Raw genomic sequence first — 23,285 nt, forward strand, 5'->3', positions numbered from 1 at the left:
TTTTTAAATTTACACTATTACTTATAAATAAATTATTAGCATTTAATTTTATATTGAACGCACTTACATTTAGTTTGTATTAACTCTAGATTTACTATGATTTTTCTTTTCTTGGTGTTCTGCATTTGGAGTTATTTTAGTTCCACCATTTACTTGGCCACTATTTGCATTACCTTTTTTTCCTTTTGCCATAATGATTACCTCCTAAAATTATATTTATAATTTTATTATTTATTATATAGATGCATTATAAATTAACCTTACTCTTCTTTTAAATCTGTTATGTGAACTTCAATGATTTCATCAGTTGTTAAAACTTTTACTTGAGCTCTATTCTCATCAGTTTCAATATGCTCAATCCATACTGGCTTGGAATTGTACTTTACATTTATCACTCCATAAGAATCATATATTTCTTTAGCTCTTTCTAGTTTCATAATGCACCTCCTTGTTTATTATTATCTATTATTCACTTGGGTTTTATCCTTTTAAAAGTTTGCTTTAAAAGTTAAACTTTAGGCGCTTTTTAATTCATTTCCTTATTAAATAATAAACAATTTCATTTTGTAGATTTTGCATACTTTAATGGAAATTTTCTATTTTTAATATTAAGCAATTATTTATAATTAAAATATAGTAAGGTTTACCTCCATCTATCTGTGTACTCTCACATTATAACGAAATGTAAAAAAGCTACCGATAAACTCTCAAAATTAATCAACATATAGTGTTGGAGGGATAGAAAAACCATACTAGACTGTGAGAAAAATTGGCAAAATAAAAAACACCAGGTTCTAAAACCTAGTGTTTTCAATGGAACGAGTAAGTCTGTAAGCCGAGTTCTGTGTTAGACAATCATCTATCTAGGCCCATTGTTACCAAGTGGGCTCAAGCGATACACCCGGAGACGGGACGGGCAGCCCCTATATGTCTCCCTATTGATCTTGCTCCAGATGGGGTTTACATAGCCGCAAAGTCGCCATTGCGCTGGTGAGCTCTTACCTCGCCTTTCCACCCTTACCAGTACATGATAAATCATGCCTTTGGCGGTATCTCTCTGTTGCACTTTCCTTAGAGTCGCCTCCACTGGGAGTTACCCAGCACCCTGCCCTATGGAGCTCGGACTTTCCTCTCCTGAAGTTTCCTTCAGCAGCGATTGTCTGGCTTACTCGCAAAAACAATATTATCACATATAAATTAAAAATGCAAATAGTATTTTATGTTATTATTGACTTAACCTAGATTTCCAGTTAAAATTCAACTAAAAATCTTCTTTTCATAGGAAACTAAATTCAAGACTTAACTTATACCTGAAACCTACTTTGGTTCCCTTAAGTTTTTTTTAAATGAATAAAACAAATTTTCTTCATGAAGGTCTTTAGATTATATTAATTGTATTTGATTACTTCTAAGCTACTAGCCTATAGTAACTTGGATAAAATACATTGAACTTCACTAAGAAAAGTTATGATAATCTTTCTTGCTTTAAAAATCTCTGAATTAATTGAACTCCCTCTACAGCAATTAGAATAAATATAGGAATATAGTTCACAATATATCTTGATCTTGTTTCCCACATTAGTAAGAATGCCATAAGCCCAAACACTACTATTCTAAGTATATTAGTATAACTACAATTCTTAATTATAATATTGCAGAATGCAGAAACTAAAATTAAAAATAATATTGCTATATGAACAACTTGAGAGAAATAAGCATAGTATTTAAAATACTTACCCTTTTGCAAAAAGATTTCTTGATATATCCCATTATTTATTGGCTGCCTTTTTAACTTGCTTGGAGAGTAGTAAGTGCCATCTCCCCAAGTCCAGGAAGCCTTAATTGTTAGAAACTTGAAGTAGCCACCTCGGCCATAATTATCCAGCCTATTTTTTATCTCCTCCAAATTCGCCTTGGTTCTTTCTTCTCTAGTTGAATAGCTATAGGTTAATAAATAATCATCATAGTCCCAACCTCCATGGCCCTTCATACCCATCATTACCCAATGAGTGTATGGAATTGGACTTTTTTCTGATACTTTAAAATCAAACATTTTATGAGAATCAACCATGACATAAAAAATTTGAGTGGCTATAAAAAACGTCACAACCATTATTATAATCTTAGGTAAATACTCCTTAATTTTTTCTTCTAAAAACAGTTGCAAGGTAATAGCAATGAGCATGAATATTACCGTTAGCTTTATTTGTCCACCACCAGCACCAATAACTCCTATTACTGCATAAAGAATATATTTTTTCCACCTTTCAGTGATTTCCTTACTTAAAATAAATAAGTACAGTATTAAAACTGGAAATACCATAGACAGTGTGTCTGTATAATATATTGGTGCATAAGTATAAAAAGGCGTAGTTAATATTGCTACTAGTAGTGCTAGGAATGCTTTTGCTGTTCCAAAGATTCTATCACATATATAAAACATAAGTATTATTGCTATATCTATCATTATCACGTTTAAAATTATACCCACAGCTACAAATCTTTCTATCCCTAACATGTAAGCTGCTTTATAAATTACTGAAAGAAATAAGAATACTCCTGTATTATTTCGAAATTCTAGAAAATAATCCATATTGGCTACACCGTTACCAGTAACTAAAGAAACTGCATTTCTATGTACAAAGCCAAAGTCCCAAGTAGGGGTAACTCTTAAGTAGTACCCCAAGATTAATTGTATTATCATTACTACTGCCATTAAAGTAAAGACTATTATGGTTTTTCTTTTCTTGGTTATATTACAACACCGATTTTCAAGCACCTTATTTATATAAATTAGCATGCCTATAAATATTCCAACAAAGCCTATAATAATCGCTGGATTAAACTGAAAAAATCCTGAATTACCATTGTTGTTTAAAAGAACATTTATAAAAATCCATGAAAATATTGTAAAAAAGACTATATTTATAACTTTATAAAAAAATGTTTTTATCATTGTATAACTCCTATTATGAGACACTTAGTTTATAAATTTATCAATTATATACCTAGGTCTATCTTTTACTTCCGTGTAAATTTTCCCTATATATTCTCCTATTATTCCTAAGGCTAAAAGTTGTATTCCCCCCAACAACCATATTGAACTTACTATAGATGTCCACCCACTAACGGTATTCCCAGTAAATTTTGCTATGAGTGAATAGGCTAATGTGAATAAACTTAACACGAAAATTGTGAAGCCTAGAGAAGTAATTAAACGTATTGGTTTTATGCTAAAGGATGTAATTCCATCAAAAGCAAAAGCCAGCATCTTCTTTAATGGGTACTTTGATTCCCCAGCAAATCTTTCGGCTCTTTCATAGGTAACCACCGAAGACTTGTATCCTATTAAAGGAACTATGCCTCTTAAGAACAGATTTATTTCTCTATAGCTAGCTAACCCCTCAAGGGCACGTTTACTCATTAATCTATAGTCAGCATGGTTATTAACTATATCAACTCCTAAAGCGGTCATGAATTTATAGAATCCCAGTGCAGTATTCCTTTTAAAGAAGGTGTCTGTTTCCCTAGAGGATCTTACTCCATAAACCACATCATTACCTTTATAATATTCTTCAATAAATTTATCAATGGCATCAATATCGTCTTGTAAATCCGCATCTAAAGAAATAACCATATCTGCATGTTCTTTAGCAGTCATTAGTCCTGCGAGTAAGGCATTTTGGTGTCCTCTATTTCTTGATAGTTTTATTCCAGAAATCAATCCATTTTCCTTATGTAGTGACTCTATTATCTGCCATGTTTTATCTTTAGAGCCATCATCTACAAAAACTATTTTACTTTTTTCTGAAATTGTTTCTTTTTTTATTAAGTCAGATACCTTTACAATTAATCTTTTAGAAGTTTCCATTAACACTTCTTCTTCATTGTAACAAGGTACTACAAGATATAATGTATCCACATTGCTTTCCTCCAATTAAAGTTAGTTTTTAAAAATCATTAGTTTACTAAAAATATAGTTTAATGCTATCACAACTATATTTGCTAGAATTTTAATAATGAAATCATTAAAGCTTAAAATATCAACAAAAACGTACATGATACCAATGTCTAAAATACCTGAAAAAAGCCTGCATCCTATAAAAGCTACGATTTCATTAACTAAATACCTTAGCTCTATATTTTTGCTTTGAAACACAAAAATCTTATTTGTAACATAGGCAAATAACACAGATAAAATCCAAGCAATAATATTACTTACTAAATAATTTATACTTAAAACTCTTGATAGCAAGAAATAAGTAATAATATTAATTACTGTAGTTAATCCGCCAAAAATACAATATAAAACTACCTCTTTATACTTATTAAGTAGTTTCACCAATTTTTCCTTCATAATTTCACCCTTTACTATAATTTTACAATTATAGATTTTATTATATCCCACTTATTTACAAGTTACAAATTAATAAAAAATAAACAATCATGCCTATAGGGAACCAAAATCAACATTTATCATATTCACTTAACTACTCTTAGTCACCTTATGGCCTTTTGATATTACTAAAATAAAACTCCTCATGATAGCCTTATTCATCAGCTTCATTGTTCCCAAGGAGCTAGACACTTCTAATGCTTTAGGAAAACCACTTTAATCTTAAAGGTTGTTATTCATAGGCATAGATAAAAGTCCATGATTATCCTTAGATATTACTTTTAGCATATCTAAAATTAGACTTTCACAGACTCTTGGTGCTTATTGCTAGGCTATTTATACTCTTTTATACTAAGTTATAGGGATCAAAGGAATTAGTTGAAATTATCACCCTATGATTATGACCCATATCTTTTAAAATGTTGTTTAGTTTTTTACCTACTACCTTCATAGGTGGCCATTCAGTAACAAAATGCCCTGCATCTATAATTGCTATATCCTCTTCTCTCATATCACTAACGTGATGGTATCTAGTATCACCAGTAATGATGCAGTCACAACCACTTTTTCTTACAAGGTCGAAATAATCTTCACCACTGCCATTAACAATGGCAATAGTATTTATTTCTTTATTAGGGTTTCCTACAAATCTAACAAAAGGGGCATTGTATTTTTCTTTAACTTTATTACATAATTCTAAAAGACTTATTGGAGAGTTAGCCTTAACTATTCTCCCAACCCCGTTGTTGTTATTGTCAAAGGTTTTATTCACCTCTAAAACTCTAAAGTTTTCATAGCCAAGAAGTTCTGTTGCTATGTGGTTTAAGCCTTCATTAACTGCATCTAAGTTGGTATGGCTGGAATATACACTAATTTTATTTTCAATAAGTTTAATAATTTTTCTTCCAAGCAAAGTATCAGTAGTAATAGTTTTAGGTTTTAAAAATAGTAGCGGATGGTGAGTTACAATAAGATTGCAACCTTTTTCTATTGCTTCTTCTATTATCTCAAAGGTTACATCTAATGCTACTAATATTTTATTTACCTCTGCATTTCTGTCCCCTACCATTAATCCAACATTATCATAGCCAACAGCAAGGCTTGGTGGTGCCATGGTCTCCATAACTTTTATTACATCTTCAACTTTTAAAAACACTGTAAAAACTCCTTTAGCTTCTTTATTAATGTTTCTAATTCTTCTTTACGTTTTTTTGCAAGGTCTGTTTCTTCAGTAAGATTATCATAAACTCTAGTATATTTATTTAGTTTAAACTGAAGATATTCCTTAAATACTGTATCCTTTTTTTGAAGAAGTATTTCACTTACTTCATAATATATAGGGTCTATTTCCCTTTTATTATTATCATATTTTATCTTCATAATTTCGTAGTATTTATCTTCATCTTTTACAATGATTTCATCAATGATAGTATATCCACTGCTATAAATATGCGCTCTTAGTACTTCCGGGTTTTGTACTGGCTGAACAACAACATATTTTAGTCCTTTGAACACCTTCTTGCTATCCTCTAAAATATCTCTAATTAAATTTCCACCCATTCCTGCAATGACAGCAGCTTCAACCTCACCTGGCTTAACAGTGGTTAACCCACCTCCTAACCTAGTCTGAATTTTATTTCCTAGGTTATAATCTTGAATATTTTTCTTTGCCTTTTCCACCGGGCCTTTATTTATATCACTTGCTACTGCAAAGTCTATTAGGTTATTTTCAACTAGGTATATGGGAATATATCCATGGTCTGTCCCCACATCAACTATACTTTTCACATTTTCTATTAAACTACTTATAGCTTTTAATCTTTCGCTTAAAACCATATCTTATGTACTCCTTTAAATTAAAACTAGCCCTAATTATTGAAATTAGGGCAGTTACTATGTTAAAAAATTGTGCTTGTAATAATTTTTATCTGTAAAATTAAAAATATAAAAGATATCAAAAGCGCTGCGTATAAATATCTGTAGGCTGTCTTTCTATCATATTTTGCGCAAAAATAAGCTGCATAATACATACAAAACAATATGGCTGCATTTAATGCCCCATAGGTCATTTGTACGGAAACAAATTGCTTATCCGTCCCCATCCTAACAGGTTTAAAAGTAGCATCAAAGGTTATTGGCATTATATTAGGCAATTTATGATTTAAATAAAGTATTAATGGATTTAAAGTCATACCTATTATTATTGTACTGGCCATAAATAAAATATTTCTAAATTTTTTATCTTTATATAATTTGTTAGGCTTATTAAACTTTACTTCCCATTGTATTTTAAAAATGTTATTTTTATTTAAAAGCGCTTCAAAGGCTTCTGGTTCAATTGGGGATATAGCATAGTTTATATCCTCTGTTCTTAAGTATATTACAGATGAATTGTTAGTAACAAACATTCTTGTTGTTCCTAAAGTTTTAACTACACTTCGTCCAAGAGCAAACCTATTAGAAGCAACCCCTGAAAGTTTAATTCCTTTAATTTTTCCTGATAATATGGTGTAGCCTTTTATATCTGATAGTGGTATGTTAACCTTCTTTAAGTTTCCTATACCTGTTATTTGTAACTCATCTTCAGTAATTGTATATTTCACTGTAATCCATAAGAAGATGTGATATAAGTAAAATATATTCAATGCAATCATTAGTGCTCTAAGCAAATTTAACACTGTATAAGAACCCGTAGTATTCATTAAAAATAACCCTAAAATATTATAGAGTATCATAGTAAAAACTGTATTTACTATTTCATAGCTTTTTATCCCTTTAAATACTTTCATGTTTTCACCACCTTATGGAAATTATAGCATAAAAGTGTGAAAGGGTAAATTATTAATTTCTTATTTAGTTTTATAATATAAACTTTTATGAAATTTTACTATTGTAAAAGTAGTGAAACTTTTATTTATAACTTCCTAGGATATAACCTTATTTTATTCACCTTGAAAAACTTTAGATGAATAAAGTAAATTCATATATAAGTTAAGTTTAGCTTTAAATTCCTATATTTAGGACTCAAACTCAACTATCAGTTTCTGTATTATTTTTGTTACTTTAAGACTTTTAAGGCTTAAAGTAACAAAAATGAATTTCTATGCAGTGATAAAAGATTAAATAATAAAAACCATGCATAAGTAGAGCATCTCTATTATGCATGGTTTTCTTCATATTAAATTAATACCTATTGTAAATACCTTTTCAAGGTACATAATACATGTTAAATCTATTAATCTAAGTAGTCTTTTAGTTTTTTACTTCTACTTGGGTGTCTTAGCTTTCTTAAAGCTTTAGCTTCGATTTGTCTTATTCTTTCCCTTGTTACATTAAACTCTTTACCTACTTCTTCAAGAGTTCTAGCTCTTCCGTCATCAAGACCAAATCTAAGTCTTAATACTTTTTCTTCCCTTGGAGTTAATGTGCGTAATTGACTAATTAATTGTTCTTTTAACATGGTAAAGGCTGCAGCCTCAGCTGGAGCTGGTGCATCATCATCTGGGATAAAATCTCCTAAATGGCTATCTTCTTCTTCACCTATTGGAGTTTCCAATGACACTGGTTCTTGAGCAATTTTCATTATTTCACGAACTTTATCTACTGACATATCCATATGTTTTGCGATTTCTTCTGGCAATGGCTCACGACCAAGTTCTTGAAGTAATTGTCTTGAAACTCTAATTAATTTATTAATTGTTTCTACCATGTGTACTGGTATTCTTATTGTTCTTGCTTGGTCAGCAATAGCTCTTGTTATCGCCTGTCTTATCCACCATGTAGCATAAGTACTAAATTTAAATCCTTTTCTATAGTCGAATTTTTCAACAGCTTTTATAAGGCCTAAATTTCCCTCTTGAATTAAATCAAGGAATAACATACCTCTTCCAACATATCTTTTAGCTATGCTTACAACAAGTCTTAGGTTAGCTTCTGCTAATTTCTTCTTAGCATAAGCATCTCCTTCTTCAATTTTTTGTGCAAGGTCCATTTCCTCATCTGAAGAAAGTAGAGGTACTTTTCCTATTTCCTTCAAGTACATTCTTACAGGGTCATCTATGGCTATACCTTCTGGAATGGAAATATCAATTTCTTCTTCTTCTTGTACGTCTCCAACAACGTCAATATCCATGGATTCTAGAACTTCATATATCTTCTCTATTTGTTCCGGACTTAAATCCACATCTTCTAGTTCATCCATTATTTCCTTATAAGTTAGAGAACCTTTTTTCTTTCCCTTTTCAATTAAGTTTTTTACTATGCTTACCTTTGCATTCTTATCTTTCATCACATTACCTCCTTTCCAGGTTATATGTTACTAATTTCCTTTTGTATATTTACAAGCTGTTGTGCTAATCCTAGAGATTCTTCTACTAATCCTTGGGATTCACATATCCTAATTTTATTCATAATCTCTTTCTTCGACTCCTCTAATTTAAATTTTTTCATTTCTCTGATACAATCATGAATCATTTTCTCCACATCGTATTCGCCTAATTTAACTTGGAGTTCCTGTATATTTATCCATTCTTTTGTGCATTCAACATCTTCTGCACATTTTGTATCGATTTTTGAATTTCTTTCACCATCAGGCAAGTCATGATATTTTAATATCAAGTCATAAATAATTTTATGGCTCTCTACAATAAAATCATCTCTATCTATTAAACTAATAATAGTTCTTAGAATTTCATTATCTTTATACATAAGCTTTAAAATAGTTCTTTCACCTTTTACATAAGCGGGCTCTAAATATAATTTTTGCCCAAAATCTGCATTAATATTAGGTTTTTCTTCATTTTTTGAAGTTTTTTTGTTTATTTCTCTTACGGTCTCTAAAATTGATTCTTCACTTAAGCCAGTGCTTTGTGAGACTTGCTTTACATATACTTCTCTCTCAATAGGTTGAAGTGAGGAAAGTATGTTTGCTACACTATTTACATACTTTATTATCATTTCTTTATTTGAGAAATTTATTCCATCTTCAGCTTTTTTTAGTCTATAATCTGTGAGAGGAAGTGCATTGTTTACCAGCTTTAAAAAGGCTTCTTTTCCATTTGCTTTAATATATTCATCTGGGTCTTTTCCTTGAGGGACCTGCAACACTTTTATATCAAAATTTTCCTTTTTTAAAATCTCAAGACCTCTTAAGGTTGCATTTTGACCTGCTAAATCTGCATCAAAAGATATTATAACCTTATCTACATATCTTTTTAAAAGTTTTGCTTGGTATTCAGTTAGTGCTGTTCCTAATGTTGCAACTACATTTGTTATTCCATACTGATGAAGAGATATACAATCCATATAGCCTTCTACTATAATTACAGTCCTATCCATATTGCTTTTAATCGCAAAATTTAATCCATAAAGGTGTATTCCTTTTTTAAATAATGGGGTTTCTGGTGAATTTAAATATTTAGGTTTTGAGTCATCTAAAACTCTACCTCCAAAACCAATAACCTTGCCACTATAGTCAAATACCGGGAAAATAACCCTATTTCTGAATCTATCATATAAGGATCCTTTAGGACTTTTTATTATAAGACCTAGATTAAGCAGCTCTTCTTCTTTAACACCTTTAGCTTTTAGATGGTTTCTTAAGTTATGCCATCCATCAAGAGCAAAGCCAATACCAAACTTTTTTAGGGTTGAATCATTTATCCCTCTATTTTTAAAGTATGAATATGCCTTTTCATCTCTTCTTAAATTATTATAAAAGTATCTTGCTGCTTCTACATTGATGTTATACATCTTATCATATTTAGCACGTTCTACTTTTTTTTCTTTATTCTCTTCTATGTCTATTCCTATTCTTTCAGCAAGTACCTTTACAGCTTCCGGAAAGTTTAGATTTTTTGTCTTCATAACAAAAGTTATTACATTTCCAGCTTCTCCGCACCCAAAACACTTATATATTTGTTTTTCTTTCGATACAGTAAAAGAGGGTGTTTTTTCATGATGAAAAGGGCACACACCAATGTAATTTCGTCCTGTATGCTTTAATCTTATTGAATCTGAAATTACATCTACTATGTCATTTTGTTCTTTAACCTTTTGTATGACTTCTTCTGAAAACACTTAAAGATTTCACCTGCCTATAAAGTCCATACCTAATCATTTTCGACAAAAACTCTTATATTCCTTCTTTTGTTTGAACTTTTTTTTATTTTTTTGTAATAATTGCTATTATTATATTCTGTGCAAAGTTGATTTTTCCTTCATGAAAATAAACTTTTAATAAATTATAAATAAATTCATGTCTATAAATTCATTTATTTATCGTGGCAAATATATATCATCAAACAAACTTAAGCAAAATTCATCACTCATTCCCGCAATATAATCTGCAACACCTTGATTTAATCCTTCTTCCTTTGCAATTTCTTTATAAAATTCAGGAAGCTTTTCTGGATGATTATAAAAATATTTATAAACATGAGTTAGGACAAATTTCGCCTTATCTCTTTCCACTTTTAGAATATCCCCGTTATATACATTTTTAAACATAAAACTTCTAAGACCACTTAAGGAAGTTTCTATATCTGAAGATAAGGATACTATGCTGTTCCCACTTTTAATATTTTCTAGGGTATTGTATATACAATCCTTCACTAAGGTATCTATTCTATCTCCATGACCTTTTCCTAGAGTATTTATGTACTCTGCTGGAATTTGACTTTCTGTTAGAAGTCCTGCTCTTATAGAATCATCAATATCATGATTTACATAGGCAATTTTATCACTGTATTTTACTATCTGCCCTTCAAGGGTATAGGCTTTTTTAGAAGTACTGGAGAATCCACTGTGATATAAAATTCCATCTAAAACTTCCTCAGTTAAGTTTAATCCTGCTCCATTTTTTTCTATGCGAGTTAGCACTCTAACACTATGTTGATTATGCTTAAAGCCTTGTGGTAGCAGTTCATTCAATACTTCTTCTCCATTATGTGCAAAGGCTACATGACCTATATCATGGCCTAGGGCAATGGCTTCAATCAAATCTTCATTAAGACCTATACCTCTTCCTATAGTTCTTGCAATTTGAGCTACCTCTAAGGTATGGGTAAGTCTTGTTCTGTAATGGTCATTCCAAGTTTTAATATAAACTTGAGTTTTTAATTTAAGTCTTCTAAAGGATTTGCAGTGTATTATTCTGTCTCTATCTACCATGTAGCAGGTTCTTATATCATCTTTATTTTCTTCTTTTTTTCTTCCTCTTGTATTAAAGGAGTAAGCAGCCTCAGGTATTAATGTACTTTTTTCTACATTTTCTATTCTTTCTCTAATTCTCAAAACAATCCCTCCATATAACTATATATATCGATAACCCAATATAAATCTTCATACCTAAGTGAGTACATTTTTAACATATAAGGAATGAAAATTAACACTCAGCTAATATATAAAAACTGCTTTGGTTACCTTAATTACTTTTTATATGAATTTTGTTAATGGCGAATAAAATTCATCATTAATAAAATAAATTCACATCATGGGAGCTATAAGTTACCTGTGGAAGTTTGTGTAATCCAGAAATAATATGCAACTTATATATAAATATTACTATATATTCTCCTTTTAATGTGTAATATTTGTTACCTCTTCAATAATATACTTGTATTATAAATAATCTGTTTATAGGTAACCAGATTAAAGCTTAACTTGTGCATGATTCCTACCCTGGTTCCCTTAAGAGTTTATGGATATGAATATGTTAGCTTTCATCATGGAACTCTACGGAGAAATCTCTTCAATATTTAATTTATGTTTGTTAAGAAGTGGTTTCTCCAAAAGAGATATGCAAGCTCAATTAATGTAATTCTCTAAGTTTCTATTAATATTAAAGAATTGTCATATTTAAAGATGTATAAGGTTTTGAACTTGTTTATCTATATATGAACATGGATTGTAATTCAAATTCTAAACTCCACACTTACATGTATTTATTTATATGTTTTACTGCAAATATTTTTAAGGGGTGTTGTTATGGCTGGCATTGCTGAAAGTAAAAACAATATAGAACTATTATCTGAAAAAAATGTAAAAAAATACGTACTTCCTTATTATGGGTTACATAATGCTAAGGTATCTCAGGTTAAGTTAAAAGATACTGATAAGCAAAGAGCCGTATATAGAGTTACTTATAAGGATAAAGAGTACTGTCTTAAGAAAGTTTACTTTCCTTTAGAGGAGCTTTTATTTGTTTATTCTGCAGTAGAGTGGTTATATAGATATGACATAAAGGTTCCTAGAATCCTATCTACTTTAAGTCATGGAAGATATGTTAATTATGAAAATATGCTATTTATACTAACACCTTGGATTGATGGGGACAAATGTGATTTTGATTCTGTAAAACATGTACTTTTAACTAGCGGTAACCTTGGTAAAATTCATAAAGTATCCCAAAATTTTAAACCTATCTTAGGCAGTGCTGAAAAGCTAGGTTGTTCTAATCTTCATAATTCACTAAATAAACATTATGATAATTTAATGACTTATTCTAATCTAGCCTTTAAATACAATGATAGGTTTTCAAGAATATATTTAGATAATGTGGAAACTAGCCTTTTATTAGCAAGTTTATCTAATAACATTTCTAGTACAATAAACACTGATAACCTTTCAAAATCTCTCTGTCATAATGATTATGTAAGTAAAAATATTATTGTAGATAATAATGATATTTGGGTAATAGATTTTGATAAGTGCAAGTATGATTATTGTGCTCTGGATATTTCCTATTGTTTAAGAAGGCTTTTAAGAAGAGATGGCACAAAATGGAATGTAGAATTAACTATAAACTTTTTAAATCAATACGAAAAATATAACACTTTAACTATTGATGACTATAAATATATTCTCTCTTACTTAGCTTTTCCTCAAAAGTACTGGAAGATATCTAGAGATTATTATGCTAATATTTCTAAATGTAATAAAAAAGCTTTTATATCCTTGATTGAAAAAGTAGTTGTTCAACATGAAGATCAACTCACTTTTGCTCGTAAATTCACAGAGTATATTGAGTTTAAATTTGGTGTAAAACTATAAGAGCTGGCTTTATTAGCCAGCTCTTTATTAATTATTTTATGTCATTATTATTTTTTTCTAATAGCCCACTACTGTCTTTAGGTAGTCCTTGAATATCAATTTTAATATCCTTGCCAGTTTTAGCTTGAATTGTACTTGACTTCATAACATCAGTTAAATCAAAACCTATAGTTTCTTTAACTGCTTCAGTAACAGCTTTTAGTGCTCCAACAGTATAACCTGTTACATTAGATACACCATCTGAACCTTCTCCGGAACCACCTATAATAGTAATGTTTCCAATCTTTGATAATGGCTCTGCAACAGCCTTTGCAATCTCTGGCAACTTCTCAATAACCATTTGTAACTTACCTGATTCATCCATTTTAGCAAGGGCCTCAGCTTTCTTTTCAAGAGCTTCTGCTTCTGCTAAACCTTTAGCTCTTATAGCATCAGCCTCTGCAAGTCCTCTAGTTTCTATAATTTTTGCTTCTGCAAGTCCTCTTGACTCGATAATCTTAGCTTGTGCCTCTCCCTCTAATTTCAATTTCTCTGCTTCTGCTTCAGCTCTCTTTAGCTGTTCAAACTTATTAGCTTCTGATTCTAATTCTCTTCTTTTTCTTTCTGCTTCAGCAGGTTTTAGAACTGTTTCCATTAATTCTGCTTCTTTCCTTTGTGCCTTCTTTTCTGCCAGTTCTATTCTTCTTTGCTCAGATACAATCTCTATTTGAACTTCAGCTTCAGCTATTTCTTTATCACGTTGCTTCTCAAGAAGCTTTGCATCCATTTCAGTACCCTTGGTTTCCTTGGATGTTATGTTAGATTGAATTTGATAAGCTGCATCTGATACAGCTCTCAAAGCCTCTTGCTCTTTCTTGTAGGCTAAAATTTTTAATTGTTTATTTTTTTCTGCTTCAGCCACTTGAGTCTCAGCCTCTAGTTCTGCCTGCTTACCTATTTTACGGGCTTCAGCTGTTCTTATTTGCTTTTCTTTAGCTGCTTCAGCTGTTCTTATTTCTCTTTCCTTGTCTGCCTCAGCTTCAGCTATTGATGCTGCTGATTTTACTTTAGCTATTTGCTCTTTACCTAATGCCTCTATATAACCCTCATCATCTGTAATGTCATTTATAGTAAAGGATTTTAGTTCTAATCCCATGTCACCAAGCTCAGTTCCTGCTACTTGTTGAACTTTAGCTGCAAAGCTTTCTCTATCATTGTAAATATCCTCTACGCTCATTGATGATACAATTTCACGAAGTTTACCTTTGCATACTTCAGAAGCTTGTGTTCTTATAGTATTAACTGTTTCAGCTTCTTTAGTACTATTAAACTGTTGTACTGCTGCTAATATGCTGCCCTCATCATTCTTTACCTTTATAACTACTACACCCTCAGCATTAATGGTAACTCCTAAAGCTGTCTTTGTTTGTCTTATCTCCACAGGAAACATAATATTTTCTAAAGTAATTGTGTCTATTCTCTGTATCACTGGTATTACAATTGTTCCACCACCAGTTACTACCTTAGGTTTTCCTAGTCCTACAATTACTGCTGCCTTATCTGAAGGCACTTTTTTCCAGGTACTCAATATTGCAATAAGAACTAGTATTAATCCTAGTATAATGAGCCCTATAGGTCCAAATATTGAATTAAAAATAGCATCTCCCATTGTTATCCCCCTATTTACTTAAATTTTATATCTTACCTTTCGGTAGTATAACATAACAAATTTTTTTCTCTCTATCAAAATCTGATATTATTACCTCTTGTCCTTGGTTTATCACGTATTCACCTTCAATACCTGCATAAGGACTTAGGGTAGCTCTATAAGTTATTGTGGCCCCAGTACTATCTTTTAATGATATAACTCCCTCACTATTAGGTGTTATTCTTAAAACTACAATACCAGTGATTCCCATTAAATCTCTAGGCTTTAATGCCAAGGGATCATTGGATTTCAATTTACGCACAACAAATTTGTATACAAGTACATATGCTGCTATAGAAGCAATCAAAGATATTCCTAGTAGTAATATAAGGAGTATAGTATTACTCATAAATCTTATAAAAAATAATCCAGAAGAACTAAATACTATTAGTGCAAAGGAAAAGCACATTACATTAAATGGAATAAGTCCATCAAAGTCTATATCTGGAATAAAATCCAAACTTCCTAACAAGATATCTAATAAAGGAATTATAAAACCTATGAGCAAACATATATCTAACACCTTTTTTAACAAATCCATGGTCACTATATATCCCTACCCTCTATACAATTTACCTAATTTATTTAATCCATAATAAAATTAAACAAACATGCTTATATTTTGTTTATTCACAGACACCTGATATGACATTGTTCTATTTTTATGTACATAATATTACCTCTTCAAAGGTTTATTATAGTATAACATCCCAATTATTGTATGTAAAGTTAGTTATCTGTAATTTCTTCTTTCTTTTGGAATTCAGCTATAACCTATAATTTGTAATAAAAATAAGGTACTGAACTTAAAATCCATGAAGGAAATTAAGATCAATACCTTATATTCTTTATAGTGCTATGCCTTAAACTCTTAAGAATAAGATTTAAATCATAACTATCTATTTATTATTTATTTTTTTCTTGGGTTTTTAACTTCTGCTTGAGCAGCAGCAAGTCTTGCAACTGGAACTCTGAATGGTGAGCATGATACATAGTTTAATCCTATGTTATGGCAGAACTCAACTGATGATGGGTCTCCACCGTGCTCTCCGCATATTCCAAGTTTTATATCTTCTCTAGTTTGTTTTCCAAGTTTTACAGACATTTCAACAAGTTTACCTACACCTGTTTGGTCTAATCTTTGGAATGGATCTGACTCGTAGATTCCTTTGTCATAGTAATGCTTTAAGAAGTTACCAGCATCATCTCTTGAGAATCCGAAAGTCATTTGAGTTAAGTCGTTAGTACCAAATGAGAAGAATTCTGCTTCTTTAGCAATCTCATCAGCTGTTAATGCAGCTCTTGGGATTTCTATCATTGTACCAACCATGTACTTAAGCTCTATTCCTCTTTCAGCTATTATAGCATCAGCAGTTCTTGTTACTATATCTTTAACATACTTAAGCTCTTTAACTTCTCCAACAAGTGGAATCATTATTTCTGGAACGATGTCATAACCTTTTCTTGTTTTAACATCTATAGCAGCTTCTATAACTGCTCTTGTTTGCATTTCAGCGATTTCTGGATAAGAAACTGCTAATCTACATCCTCTATGTCCCATCATTGGGTTGAACTCATGTAATGATTCAACTGTAGCTTTTAGCTCTTCGAAAGTTATTCCTAATTCTACAGCTAATTCTTTAATTTCCTCATCTACATGTGGTAAGAACTCATGTAGTGGTGGATCTAAGAATCTGATTGTAGCTGGTCTATCAACTAACTCTTCATAAATTCCTATGAAGTCTTGTCTTTGCATTGGTAATAATTTTTCTAAAGCAGTTCTTCTTGAAGCCTCATCTTTAGCAACGATCATTTGTCTGATTGCCATGATTCTGTCAGCTTCAAAGAACATGTGCTCAGTTCTGCAAAGACCTATACCTTCAGCTCCGTATTTAACAGCTTGAGCTGTATCTCTTGGAGTATCAGCATTTGTTCTAACTTTTAAGCTTCTTATTTCATCAGCCCATGCCATAAATGTTCCGAAGTATCCGCTTATTTCTGGCTCAACTGTTTTAATTTGTCCTGCATATACGTTTCCTGTGCTTCCATCGATAGATATGTAATCTCCCTCATGGTAAACAACTCCGCCAACTTCAAAAGTTTTAGCTTCTTCGTTAACTTTAATATCTCCACAACCAGCTACACAGCAAGTTCCCATTCCTCTAGCAACAACAGCTGCGTGAGAAGTCATTCCACCTCTAACTGTTAATATACCTTCAGATGCAATCATTCCCTCGATGTCTTCTGGTGAAGTTTCAAGTCTTACTAAAACAACTTTTTCTCCTTTTTCATGAGCAGCTTTTGACTCTTCAGCTGTAAAGTAAACTTTACCACAAGCAGCTCCTGGAGATGCTGGAAGACCTTTAGCTATTACTGCAGCATTTTTCATGTCTGTAGCATCAAAGTTTGGATGTAATAATGTATCTAATTGCTTTGGCTCAACTTTAAGAATTGCTTCTTCTTTAGTTAACATTCCTTCTTCAACTAAATCAACAGCTATTTTAAGAGCAGCTTGAGCAGTTCTCTTACCATTTCTAGTTTGTAGGAAGTATAACTTTCCTTCTTCTATAGTGAACTCCATGTCTTGCATGTCTCTATAGTGTTTTTCTAATGTATTTACTATATCCATGAATTGTTTGTAAACTTCTGCATTTTCTTTTTCTAATTGCTCTATTGGTTGTGGAGTTCTGATACCAGCAACAACGTCCTCACCTTGAGCATTCATTAAGTACTCAGCAAATATTTTCTTTTCTCCAGTTGATGGGTTTCTTGAGAAAGCAACTCCTGTACCAGAAGTTTCTCCTTTGTTTCCGAATACCATCTCTTGAACGTTAACAGCTGTTCCCCAGCTTCCTGGAATATCGTTCATTCTTCTGTAAACTATAGCTCTTGGGTTGTTCCAAGATCTGAATACAGCAGTGATAGAAGCTATTAATTGCTCTTTTGGATCGCTTGGGAATTCTTCTCCCTTAGCATTTTTGTAGAAAGCTTTGAATTTTTTAACTAACTCTTTTAAATCGTTAGCATCTAATTCTGTGTCAAGTTTAACACCTTTAGCTTCTTTCATTTCATCCATGATCTCTTCAAAATGTTTTTTCTCAACTTCCATAACAACGTCAGCAAACATTTGAATAAATCTTCTGTAAGAGTCATAAGCAAATCTTGGGTTGTTAGTTTTGTTTGCCATAACTTCTACTGTATCATCATTTAATCCAAGGTTTAATATTGTATCCATCATACCAGGCATTGAAGCTCTTGCTCCAGATCTAACTGATACAAGTAATGGATTTTCTAAACTTCCAAATTTCTTTCCTGAAATGTTTTCTAATTCAGCCATTTTAGCATGAATTTGCTCAACGATTTCTGGAGCTATTGTTCTGTTATCATCATAATATTTGTTACAAGCTTCTGTAGTTACTGTGAATCCCTGTGGAACTGGAATTCCTATGCTTGTCATATCAGCAAGGTTTGCACCCTTCCCACCAAGAAGATTTTTCATAGAAGCGTCCCCTTCGCTAAAAAGGTAAACGTACTTTTTGTTTTCCATGGTATACACCCCTTCAATTTAATATCTATAGTTTAATAAATAGAAAGCTTTAGGCATCTGAAAATAAATAACAAGTCCAAGATGTGAAGTATATTTTGTGTTCACAAGCTTGCTTGTGCAGACAAGGAAACAGGTTCCGCAGATAGTGTGGCTATCTAAGGGTTCTGTTGACGCAGTATAGCACAAAATAGACGAGCAGATTGACTTATTTATTTTTTGAAGATGCCTTAATAAAACTTCTACTCATCTTCACCCATTTTTACAAATAATTGCGTAATAGTAGTTTTAGAAACTTTACCTACTATTTTAAGAACTTCTTTATTTCCTTCTACAGTTTTCTGTACTACTGGCAAACTGTCAACTTGTCGCTCTATTATCTTCTTTGCTGCATCTAAAATTGAATCTTCTTCGTATACATAAACTATATTAGGCATTCTTGTCATGATTATGCCAACTGGAACCCTGTGTATATCAATTGTTCCCATAACCATCTTAATGAAATCTTTCCTTGAAACTGCTCCCACTAAGTTGTCATTGTTAGTGACGAACAAAGTTCCTGCATCGTTTAAGAAAAGATTTAGAATTGATTCATAGACTGTAGCATCTTCAGAAACCACAGTTGGTTTAGACATTACATCTTTTACCTTTATCTTTATAAAGCAATTTTTACTGATTTCCTCTGATGGTTTTTTCCCAAATATGTATCCAACCTTTGGTCTTGCTTCTAGGTATCCACTCATTGTTAATATTGCAAGATCTGGTCTTAGGGCGGAACGTGTTAAACCCAATTTTGCAGCTAAAGCTTCGCTGGTTATGGGTTGATTTTCTTTAACTAATTTAATTATTTCTTGTTGTCTTGCTGAGAGTTTAATATATTTCGCCGCCTTTCAATATGAACTAAAGCAGATTTACATAAGTTATATTTAAATAGATAAGTTGACATAATTTCCATAGTTTTTATTATACCATGATATTATAACAAGTAATACAATTTTTCAATGTTTTTCTTAAATTAACCATAAAATAATGAGATTTTTATTGAAAAATAAACTAACTATCTGTTATTTTTGTTAAATATTATGGAATTTATACATTTTCCATAATAAAAACTTAATTTATGAAAACATTTTCATAAAAATGAAAGGTTTTTTTATGATTTTAGGTATGTTTTTTGCAATTTTAGTTTAAAATATGAGTTTGTAATAACTACGTTGAACCCAAAATTATAAATGAAATTTGTAGGCTAAACCTTCTTTAAAATAAGTCTATTAACCAAGCACCTTCAAACGTTATACTTAGAAAATAATGAATATACCACTAAGAAATTACTTCATTGTAGATATTATCACAAGTAAATACTAAAGCCATGAATAAGTAGACAACTATATGCCCTACTATCCATGGCTTCCGTAATATAAAGAACCAAAATGGAGATTTAACTTACATATTAAGTCTAACTTGCTTCACCTAATACCTTTTGGTAGAGAAAGCACTCCCACTCCAAAGTCCTATACTAAATAATAAATATTGATTTTACTGTTCAGCTCTAATACTAATACTAAACCATTAAGTTGCTACTCTTCTTTAGGTTCTTCTTTAGGTTCTTCTTTCTTTTCCTCTTCCTCAAACTTTACAGTGTAAGTGAAGGTGTTAACTTCATTTTCCTTGCTGTCTGTATTGCAGTTGCTATGATTATCAGTTTTATTGTTAAACTTGTCTTTGATATCCTGTGCCATATCATTAGCTTTTTCCTTTGTTTCAGTGAATACAGATTTTATAATCTTATTTACTACTTCTACTGAACCATCTTCTTTTGTTATCTCAATTTGAAGTTTAGTTATGATAGCCGCAGCTGCTCCTACCATAAGAAGTATTGGCTGCAGTAGTGCTACAAGACCAATGGCAAGGCCTGCATTAACTGGAATGTCTACAAGAGTTTTTTCATCCTTTTTAACCTTTATTCTGGTAACATTTCCTTTTTTAACAACATCCTTAAGCCAAGCTATAAATTCATCTACTGTCATTGAAACATCATTCATGAAAGATTTTTCATCCTTATCTGTCTCTTTCATTTTCTCATGGTAAATTAAAGCATCCACCACATCTCCATTGCACTTTTCAAGTAGTTCTTTAGCATCGCTGTAACTTAAGTTAGCTCTTTCTCTTATTATGTCTATTTTCTCTAAAGTAATTTCACTCATAATAACCCTCCTCTATTCTTTATCTACACTGACTTCTGGTATTAGATTAAAATAATCTAGCATGGACAAACTTTTAGGTCTTCTTGTATAATTTAAGAATATGAAATTTGTAATTATTTTATACAGTTCTTTTTTAGTTGTTTCATCCACAGACAATCTAGATATTTTCTCTAATTCCACAGAATTTAAAAACTTTAACACATTATATGTACTCTTTGTTATTTGTGTTCCGTGAACTTTATTACATTCCTCACAAACAGCTCCATAAAATTGAAAAGATATGAAGTTAGAAAAACTAATTTTTTTGTCACAAAGAGCACAGTTTTCTAGCTGAAGTCCATAGCCTGTAGCCTTTAATAGCTTTAATTCAAAAGCTCTGGCTAATAATTCTAAGTCCACTGCCTTTGTTTTCATCAAATAAAAGGAGCTCACTAAGTCTTTAAAAAGACCTAAGTAGTTTTCTTCTCCACAAGCTATGTCTATAAGTTCATTAAAATAGGAACCATATATCAAAGTTTCATAATCATTTAAAATATCTTGAAAAGATTCTACAATTTTTCCTTCATTTAAATTATAAAGACCTCTGCCTTTATATATTACATATTCTCCAAAGCAAAAGGGCAGTGTTGTAGAAAAGCTCTTATTTTTACTTTTCTTAGCCCCCTTTGCAATGGTAGAAATCTTTCCTAAATCCTCACTAAAAAGCCACACTAATCTGTCATGTTCTTTATAATCCTGGGTTTTAATAACTACTGCTCTTGTTTTTATAGTATTCAATGAATCAACCCCTACGCGGTTTGGGCTTATTTATACCCTAATTCCTTAAGCATAAACTGACTATCTCTCCAATCCTTTTTAACCTTAACCCAAAGCTTTAAAGTCACAGGAGAGTTTAAAAACTTCTCTAAATCTTGACGAGCATAGGTAGAAATTTTCTTCATCATTGCTCCGTTCTTACCTATTATTATCCCCTTATGAGAATCCTTTTCACACAATAGGTTGGCTTCTATGTTATATCTACCCTTTTCATCCTTTTTCATATGAATTATTTCCACAGCAATACCATGAGGTACTTCTTGAGAAAGTAATCTTAGTGCTTTTTCTCTAATGGTTTCAGTGACAATAAATCTTTCCTGCTGATCAGTAATCATATCTTCTGGGTAGTACATTGGTCCCTCTGGAAGATGCGCTTCTATAAGTTCAATAATCTTATCTACATTTTTACCATTCATTGCTGATAGTGGTACTATTTCTTTAAATTCAAAGACATCAGCATAGTTAGTTAAGGTTTTTGCAATTCTATTTTCTGGGTTTTCATCTATCTTATTAACTAGTAAAAATACAGGTACGTTACATTCTTTTAACTGCTGGAGAATATGCATATCTCCTGCATTTACTTCCTCTTCAGGGGTGGTTAAAAATAGTACAACATCTACTTCATTTATTGAGTCTTTTGCTACCTTAACCATGTACTCACCTAGCTTATGTCTAGGCTTATGCATTCCTGGAGTGTCCACAAACACAATTTGATGTTCCTTAGTGGTATGAATGGTTTGAATGTTATTTCTAGTGGTTTGTGGTCTACTTGAAACTATAGAAAGTTTCTCCCCCATAATATTATTCATTAAGGTTGATTTTCCTACATTTGGTCTTCCGATAATTGTTACGAATCCTGATTTGAACATAATTCCTCCTTATTTCTGTAAGTCTTCTTTAGTAAAGGCTCCTGGAAGTATTTCTTCTAAAGTTTTCTTTACATATTCTTCTTCATTTTTAACTAATATTATTTCTATATCCTTACTTGCAAATTCTGCAATTACTTGTCTGCATATCCCACAAGGTGCAGTGAAAGTAGACATATCTCCTACTACTGCTATTCTTTTAATTACTCTATGACCTTCAGATACTGCTTTAAATATTGCTGTTCTCTCACCACAGTTCGTAGCCCCAAAGGATGCGTTTTCTATGTTACAACCTGTGAATACTGTACCATCTTCCGTTTCAACAGCAGCTCCTACTGGAAACTTTGAATATGGAACATAAGCTTTTTCTCTTGCCTCTATTGCTAATTTAACTAATTTTTTATCCTCCACTATAATCCCTCCAAAAATTCATGTTATATAAAATTCAGTAACGATACTTTATAAATATATGAAATTCTACTTTGTATTCTTTTAATAATAAGTTGCTTTAAAATATCTTATAATGTAGAAGTAATATTTCAACTTATATATAAAATTTATCTTCATCAACATATTGATACCCTTGAAATTCTAATGCAAATAAAACCTTATCTAATTTATTAATTTATATAGATTTACCACTCCGAAATTTAAAGTATTAACAAGCTTAATCTTCCCAATAATAACTCTAAGACTTATCAAAGGAGTTATTATTATGGGA

Annotated in this window: 20 protein-coding genes and 1 other RNA gene; 1 reads left to right on the forward strand and 20 read right to left on the reverse strand. The window is 31.3% G+C overall.

Going from position 1 to position 23,285, the window contains the following annotated elements; genetic code table 11:
* Window positions 1–69 precede the first annotated feature (69 nt).
* The 12 genes from J2Z44_RS21885 to J2Z44_RS16580 all read right to left on the reverse strand — a co-directional run bounded on the left by J2Z44_RS21885 (window position 70) and on the right by J2Z44_RS16580 (window position 11,689).
* Window positions 70–192, reverse strand: coding sequence for a hypothetical protein (locus J2Z44_RS21885; RefSeq protein WP_021283198.1), 123 nt, complete (start codon window positions 190–192; stop codon window positions 70–72).
* 68 nt (window positions 193–260) lie between these two features.
* Complete coding sequence (locus J2Z44_RS16530) at window positions 261–437, reverse strand: H-type small acid-soluble spore protein (protein WP_021283197.1); 177 nt, start codon at window positions 435–437, stop codon at window positions 261–263.
* Window positions 438–815: 378 nt separating this feature from the next.
* Window positions 816–1,172, reverse strand: an RNA gene (gene rnpB / locus J2Z44_RS16535) — RNase P RNA component class A.
* 293 nt (window positions 1,173–1,465) lie between these two features.
* Window positions 1,466–2,956 carry a glycosyltransferase family 39 protein gene (locus J2Z44_RS16540; protein ID WP_021283196.1) on the reverse strand — a complete coding sequence of 497 codons (1,491 nt, stop codon included), beginning with the start codon at window positions 2,954–2,956 and terminating at the stop codon, window positions 1,466–1,468.
* A 24-nt stretch (window positions 2,957–2,980) separates the two neighbouring features.
* A complete protein-coding gene (locus J2Z44_RS16545; protein WP_021283195.1) occupies window positions 2,981–3,922 on the reverse strand; it encodes a glycosyltransferase family 2 protein in 942 nt (313 codons plus the stop codon).
* Window positions 3,923–3,943: 21 nt separating this feature from the next.
* A complete protein-coding gene (locus J2Z44_RS16550; RefSeq protein ID WP_021283194.1) occupies window positions 3,944–4,357 on the reverse strand; it encodes a GtrA family protein in 414 nt (137 codons plus the stop codon).
* A gap of 385 nt (window positions 4,358–4,742) precedes the next feature.
* Complete coding sequence (locus J2Z44_RS16555) at window positions 4,743–5,552, reverse strand: Nif3-like dinuclear metal center hexameric protein (protein WP_021283193.1); 810 nt, start codon at window positions 5,550–5,552, stop codon at window positions 4,743–4,745.
* The gene (locus J2Z44_RS16560) at window positions 5,543–6,232 is read right to left on the reverse strand and encodes a tRNA (adenine(22)-N(1))-methyltransferase (protein WP_021283192.1); all 690 of its coding nucleotides are present in this window, start codon (window positions 6,230–6,232) and stop codon (window positions 5,543–5,545) included. The genes J2Z44_RS16555 and J2Z44_RS16560 overlap by 10 nt, the downstream gene beginning before the upstream one ends.
* A gap of 62 nt (window positions 6,233–6,294) precedes the next feature.
* Window positions 6,295–7,185 (reverse strand): PH domain-containing protein, encoded by an 891-nt coding sequence (locus tag J2Z44_RS16565; protein WP_021283191.1) that lies wholly within the window; start codon window positions 7,183–7,185, stop codon window positions 6,295–6,297.
* A gap of 446 nt (window positions 7,186–7,631) precedes the next feature.
* Window positions 7,632–8,684 carry an RNA polymerase sigma factor RpoD gene (rpoD, locus tag J2Z44_RS16570; protein WP_021283190.1) on the reverse strand — a complete coding sequence of 351 codons (1,053 nt, stop codon included), beginning with the start codon at window positions 8,682–8,684 and terminating at the stop codon, window positions 7,632–7,634.
* A 20-nt stretch (window positions 8,685–8,704) separates the two neighbouring features.
* A complete protein-coding gene (gene dnaG, locus J2Z44_RS16575; protein ID WP_209649826.1) occupies window positions 8,705–10,474 on the reverse strand; it encodes a DNA primase in 1,770 nt (589 codons plus the stop codon).
* A 198-nt stretch (window positions 10,475–10,672) separates the two neighbouring features.
* The gene (locus tag J2Z44_RS16580; protein ID WP_209649828.1) at window positions 10,673–11,689 is read right to left on the reverse strand and encodes a deoxyguanosinetriphosphate triphosphohydrolase; all 1,017 of its coding nucleotides are present in this window, start codon (window positions 11,687–11,689) and stop codon (window positions 10,673–10,675) included.
* A 693-nt stretch (window positions 11,690–12,382) separates the two neighbouring features.
* Between J2Z44_RS16580 and J2Z44_RS16585 the strand changes: the two genes are divergently transcribed.
* Window positions 12,383–13,447: a CotS family spore coat protein gene (locus J2Z44_RS16585; protein ID WP_021283185.1), complete on the forward strand. Its 1,065-nt coding sequence runs from the start codon at window positions 12,383–12,385 to the stop codon at window positions 13,445–13,447.
* A 31-nt stretch (window positions 13,448–13,478) separates the two neighbouring features.
* On the opposite strand, the gene J2Z44_RS16590 is transcribed toward J2Z44_RS16585, so the two are convergent.
* From J2Z44_RS16590 to J2Z44_RS16625, 8 genes are all read right to left on the reverse strand, one after another.
* Entirely contained in the window at window positions 13,479–15,095 is a 1,617-nt protein-coding gene (locus J2Z44_RS16590) for a flotillin family protein (protein ID WP_021283184.1), read from the reverse strand.
* Window positions 15,096–15,120: 25 nt separating this feature from the next.
* Complete coding sequence (locus tag J2Z44_RS16595) at window positions 15,121–15,675, reverse strand: NfeD family membrane protein (RefSeq protein WP_152513247.1); 555 nt, start codon at window positions 15,673–15,675, stop codon at window positions 15,121–15,123.
* A gap of 369 nt (window positions 15,676–16,044) precedes the next feature.
* Complete coding sequence (ppdK, locus tag J2Z44_RS16600; protein ID WP_021283182.1) at window positions 16,045–18,681, reverse strand: pyruvate, phosphate dikinase; 2,637 nt, start codon at window positions 18,679–18,681, stop codon at window positions 16,045–16,047.
* 239 nt (window positions 18,682–18,920) lie between these two features.
* A complete protein-coding gene (ccpN, locus tag J2Z44_RS16605; RefSeq protein WP_209649830.1) occupies window positions 18,921–19,553 on the reverse strand; it encodes a transcriptional regulator CcpN in 633 nt (210 codons plus the stop codon).
* Between the two features lie 702 nt (window positions 19,554–20,255).
* Window positions 20,256–20,882, reverse strand: a complete 627-nt coding sequence (locus tag J2Z44_RS16610; protein WP_021283180.1) for a DUF4342 domain-containing protein — start codon at window positions 20,880–20,882, stop codon at window positions 20,256–20,258.
* Between the two features lie 12 nt (window positions 20,883–20,894).
* Entirely contained in the window at window positions 20,895–21,659 is a 765-nt protein-coding gene (gene recO / locus J2Z44_RS16615; RefSeq protein ID WP_021283179.1) for a DNA repair protein RecO, read from the reverse strand.
* A gap of 26 nt (window positions 21,660–21,685) precedes the next feature.
* A complete protein-coding gene (gene era / locus J2Z44_RS16620) occupies window positions 21,686–22,567 on the reverse strand; it encodes a GTPase Era (RefSeq protein ID WP_021283178.1) in 882 nt (293 codons plus the stop codon).
* Window positions 22,568–22,576: 9 nt separating this feature from the next.
* The gene (locus J2Z44_RS16625) at window positions 22,577–22,975 is read right to left on the reverse strand and encodes a cytidine deaminase (RefSeq protein WP_021283177.1); all 399 of its coding nucleotides are present in this window, start codon (window positions 22,973–22,975) and stop codon (window positions 22,577–22,579) included.
* Window positions 22,976–23,285: the final 310 nt, after the last annotated feature.

The organism is Clostridium punense (assembly GCF_017874425.1).
Classification (GTDB): Bacteria; Bacillota; Clostridia; order Clostridiales; family Clostridiaceae; genus Clostridium_J; species Clostridium_J punense.

Excerpts from the sequence above, each read along its gene's own strand:
- J2Z44_RS21885 (WP_021283198.1), bottom strand. The coding sequence starts at position 192 with ATGGCAAAAGGAAAAAAAGGTAATGCAAATAGTGGCCAAGTAAATGGT.
- J2Z44_RS16530 (WP_021283197.1), bottom strand. The coding sequence starts at position 437 with ATGAAACTAGAAAGAGCTAAAGAAATATATGATTCTTATGGAGTGATA.
- J2Z44_RS16540 (WP_021283196.1), bottom strand. The coding sequence starts at position 2,956 with ATGATAAAAACATTTTTTTATAAAGTTATAAATATAGTCTTTTTTACA.
- J2Z44_RS16550 (WP_021283194.1), bottom strand. The coding sequence starts at position 4,357 with ATGAAGGAAAAATTGGTGAAACTACTTAATAAGTATAAAGAGGTAGTT.
- J2Z44_RS16560 (WP_021283192.1), bottom strand. The coding sequence starts at position 6,232 with ATGGTTTTAAGCGAAAGATTAAAAGCTATAAGTAGTTTAATAGAAAAT.
- J2Z44_RS16565 (WP_021283191.1), bottom strand. The coding sequence starts at position 7,185 with ATGAAAGTATTTAAAGGGATAAAAAGCTATGAAATAGTAAATACAGTT.
- rpoD (WP_021283190.1), bottom strand. The coding sequence starts at position 8,684 with ATGAAAGATAAGAATGCAAAGGTAAGCATAGTAAAAAACTTAATTGAA.
- J2Z44_RS16585 (WP_021283185.1), top strand. The coding sequence starts at position 12,383 with ATGGCTGGCATTGCTGAAAGTAAAAACAATATAGAACTATTATCTGAA.
- J2Z44_RS16590 (WP_021283184.1), bottom strand. The coding sequence starts at position 15,095 with ATGGGAGATGCTATTTTTAATTCAATATTTGGACCTATAGGGCTCATT.
- J2Z44_RS16595 (WP_152513247.1), bottom strand. The coding sequence starts at position 15,675 with ATGGATTTGTTAAAAAAGGTGTTAGATATATGTTTGCTCATAGGTTTT.
- ppdK (WP_021283182.1), bottom strand. The coding sequence starts at position 18,681 with ATGGAAAACAAAAAGTACGTTTACCTTTTTAGCGAAGGGGACGCTTCT.
- J2Z44_RS16610 (WP_021283180.1), bottom strand. The coding sequence starts at position 20,882 with ATGAGTGAAATTACTTTAGAGAAAATAGACATAATAAGAGAAAGAGCT.
- era (WP_021283178.1), bottom strand. The coding sequence starts at position 22,567 with ATGTTCAAATCAGGATTCGTAACAATTATCGGAAGACCAAATGTAGGA.